Origin of the sequence: Vagococcus fluvialis (genome assembly GCF_003337315.1) — a bacterium.
In the GTDB taxonomy this organism is placed as follows: domain Bacteria; phylum Bacillota; class Bacilli; order Lactobacillales; family Vagococcaceae; genus Vagococcus; species Vagococcus fluvialis.
This window is the reverse complement of the sequence record NZ_QPJV01000024.1, coordinates 1-3,558: the sequence shown is the minus strand read 5'-3', so window position 1 is coordinate 3,558 and position 3,558 is coordinate 1. Positions and strand designations below refer to the sequence as shown.

Below are 3,558 nucleotides of genomic sequence, written 5' to 3'. Positions count from 1 at the left end.
TCAACTAACTTATAAATAAAATTAAAATCTACATATTTATCAATATCTCTTAATAGATGTTCCTTGGGAACTAAATCTTCTAGAGAATAAAAACCAATTTGATTACGTTTGCTCATATCTTGTTTTTTTAGCATGGAAGCAACTCCTTTTCTCTATTTTACCAAGAAAAAAAGACAAAGTATCAAATTTTTGATACTTTGTCTACAGTCTGAGATAGCCCTATAGACTATCTTTTTTTATTGATAAATAGCTTTAATTGGATCCATTTTAGCTGCATTAACAGCTGGAATAACACCAAAGAAAAGACCAATTGCTGCTGAGATACCAGCAGACATTAATGCCATTTGTGGACTTACAATTGCTTTAACATCAGGGATAAGAGCAGAAATTAGGTTCGCTATAGCTGAACCTAGTAACACACCAATTACCCCACCAATTAAAGTAATAAAAGCTGCTTCTAATAGAAATTGAATCAAAATGTTAGAAGGTTTTGCACCAATAGCACGTCTAATACCTATCTCACGTTTTCTCTCAGAAACAGAAACATACATAATATTCATTACGCCAATCCCACCAACTAATAAAGAGATAGCTGTGATAAATAAAAGACCAGTGATAATGGCTTGCATCATGTCTTCCATTTGTTTTCTAAAGGTTTCATTACTACGATCTTCTTCAAAATTACCAACTAATTCAGGATGGTAAGATTTAAGTAATTCATTAGCTTGTTCAATAATCATCATGCGATCAGCATCTTGTTTTGTTTTAAGTTTGATAGCATTGATAGGTTTACTTTTTGCTAAATCGTTAAAAGCTTTTTTAGGAATCGTATTACTATAAATAGAACCATCCATAATCATTTCATCCATATTGATTTTCTTTTTAACCCCAATTACTTGGAATTTTTGACCATCAACATCAATTGCTTTACCAATAATATCTTTTGGCTCTTTAATGTTTAAATTGTAAAGCATAGTGTCATATGCAAGCACAATTTTATTTTTAGTTAAATCCTCAGTTGAAAAATCAGAACCAAAAGTAACATTAGGATCTGGTTTAGAATAAGCTTCAATTTGTCCACCAGATTGGGTTTCAAAAAATGCCAAATTTCCTTGGATAGACTCGGAATTACCAAAACCAAAACCGTAATCAGCACTAATATTATCAATACCATCTAGTTTTCGAAGCATTTTCAAATCTGACATGCTAAAAGCAAATTCATCAAAACTTTGACTAACAACAGCATTTTCATCCTCAGCATCAACACGATAGATTAAACGAATGGTATCAGCATTTGATGATTCCATCAGTTCTAAACTACTTTGCTTCATTCCCTCACCAATAGCAGAGACTGTTACAACAGCAGTGATACCGATAATAATACCAACCATTGTTAAGAAGACACGGAGTTTATGAGCTTTTAAGCTAAGAAAAGTACTTAATAATAAATTTTTAAGCATTATTAAACTCCTCCTCAGTTAAGAAGATACCATCACGCATATAAACAACACGAGAAGCATATTTTTTCATATCATTATCGTGAGTTACCATGACAATTGTTTTACCTTCTTTATTTAGTTCCGTTAAAATATTCATAATATCAGCACTTGTTTCACTATCAAGGGCACCAGTAGGCTCATCAGCCATAATTAGTAAAGGTTCATTTACTAACGCACGAGCAATTGCCACACGTTGTTGTTGCCCACCAGACAGTTCAGTTGTTTTTGAATTTTCTTTACCTTCTAGACCAACTAGCTTCAAATAATGTTCCGCAATTTGTTTTCGCTTATTTTCTTTTTTCTGACCTTCATAAACCATCGGTAACTCAACATTTTGAGATACATTTAAAGATTGAATTAAGAAAAACTGTTGGAAAATAAAACCAATGTATTTATTTCTTAAATCAGATTTTTGATTTTCTGTTAGTTGAGAAACGTCTTTATCATCGAAAATATAAGTACCATCTGATGTTTGATCTAAAAAGCCAATAATATTCATTAAAGTTGTTTTACCACTTCCTGATTTTCCCATGATCATCAAGAATTCACCACGTTCAATGGTTAAATTTAAATTTTTTAAGACATGTAATTGATTTTTACCAACTGGGTAATATTTATTCATGTCAGTCATTTCAATCAGAGGGGAAGAAAGGGGAAGGGATGTTTCCTGTTTAATTTCTTCCGTCATGTTATTTCATCTCCTCAGGCATTTCTGCACCAGCATTATCTAATAATTCACCGTTTTTAAGTTCAGTATCAGATTTAACAATAATTTTGTCTAAGCCTTCTAAACCACTGTTAACAATAATCATACCTTTGTCATCTGCTTTTTCAGCAACTTCAATATCTTTTCTTAAAACAGTACCAAAATCATCAACAAAAACATATTTTTTCTTGTCTTTTTCATCTGTATGAATAGCACTTTCAGGAATCGTGATTTTTTTATCATCTAATTTAATAGAGGATTGAACATGGAATCCAGTTCTAATATCTTGACCATCTTTTAGTGTTAGTTTAACTGTATAAGTTGAAAGAGCGCCACTACCGCTACTAGGTTGAGAGGCACCATTTGCACCTGCTTGTGCTGTTGTTGGTGAGTTTGAGATGTAAAGAATTTCACCTTTGTAAACTTTATTATCAGCTATTGTTCTAACTTCAGCCGGTTGACCAACTTTAATTTTACTTAAATCGCGCTCGTTAACTTCACCTTCAACATAAAAATCATTTGATGTTAACGTTAAAATAGCTGTATCACGATTTTGTTCTTGAGGAATTGTTACTTGACCATTAAATGGGGCAACAACTTGATTCACTTGTTTATTGTATAATTCATTAATTTGACTTTGTAATTGTCCAATTTTAATATCGTAGCTATTTAAATCATATTTCAGAGCAATACTTTCTTGAGTATTTGCTGTATTAGGTTGAGCACCACCTTCACCTGATGAAGTAGTAGCAGAACCTAGCTCGTTTAGTTCTAATTGCATTTGACGAGCAGCTTTTTCTTTTTCAGCTTGTGTTGATTCAATTTGGAATTTTAGTTCCGTAATTTGGTTGTCACTTGTTTCATCAACATATTGATAAAGGATAGCGCCTTTTTCTACATTGTCACCATTTTTAACATTTAAATCACCTAATTTACCAAGTGTTGCATCTTTGATAAATTCTTTTGATTCAGTAGGAGTGACAATTCCATTAATAAAAACTTGTTCTACATCTTCAACAGTGTAGTATTCAATTGAAGACTCTGCCATAGGTTGATCTTTAGGTTTTCCACCTAGTAAAAATTTAACCCCTATTAAAGCGATAACAATGACCACTATAACTCCGATGATGATTTTCTTTTTCTTCGACATAATCTAAAAACTCCTTTTTTTTTTACTATACCTTTCCATTCTATCTTAAAAGAAATTTAAATAAATCAGACGTAAGTCCTAAAAAATAACCTAAGACCTATTTTTATTGGCTCTATAATTTAAAGGACTGATGAATCAAATTTTGATTCATCAGTCCTTTTTTAGTTTATTTAAATATAAAACATGTCGTCTATCTAGTAAAA

General features: G+C 31.6%; 3 protein-coding genes. All 3 read right to left on the bottom strand.

Annotation, left to right across the window (positions count from 1 at the left end):
* Positions 1-236 precede the first annotated feature (236 nt).
* Genes DFR54_RS13050 through DFR54_RS13040 form a run of 3 tightly spaced genes read right to left on the bottom strand, consistent with a single transcriptional unit; the run spans position 237 to position 3,355 of the window.
* Positions 237-1,460 (bottom strand): ABC transporter permease, encoded by a 1,224-nt coding sequence (locus DFR54_RS13050; protein WP_114290580.1) that lies wholly within the window; start codon positions 1,458-1,460, stop codon positions 237-239.
* A complete protein-coding gene (locus DFR54_RS13045; protein ID WP_086342477.1) occupies positions 1,453-2,187 on the bottom strand; it encodes an ABC transporter ATP-binding protein in 735 nt (244 codons plus the stop codon). Before DFR54_RS13045 ends, DFR54_RS13050 begins: the two co-directional genes overlap by 8 nt.
* Position 2,188: 1 nt before the next feature.
* Positions 2,189-3,355 (bottom strand): efflux RND transporter periplasmic adaptor subunit, encoded by a 1,167-nt coding sequence (locus DFR54_RS13040; RefSeq protein WP_114290579.1) that lies wholly within the window; start codon positions 3,353-3,355, stop codon positions 2,189-2,191.
* Positions 3,356-3,558 lie beyond the last annotated feature (203 nt).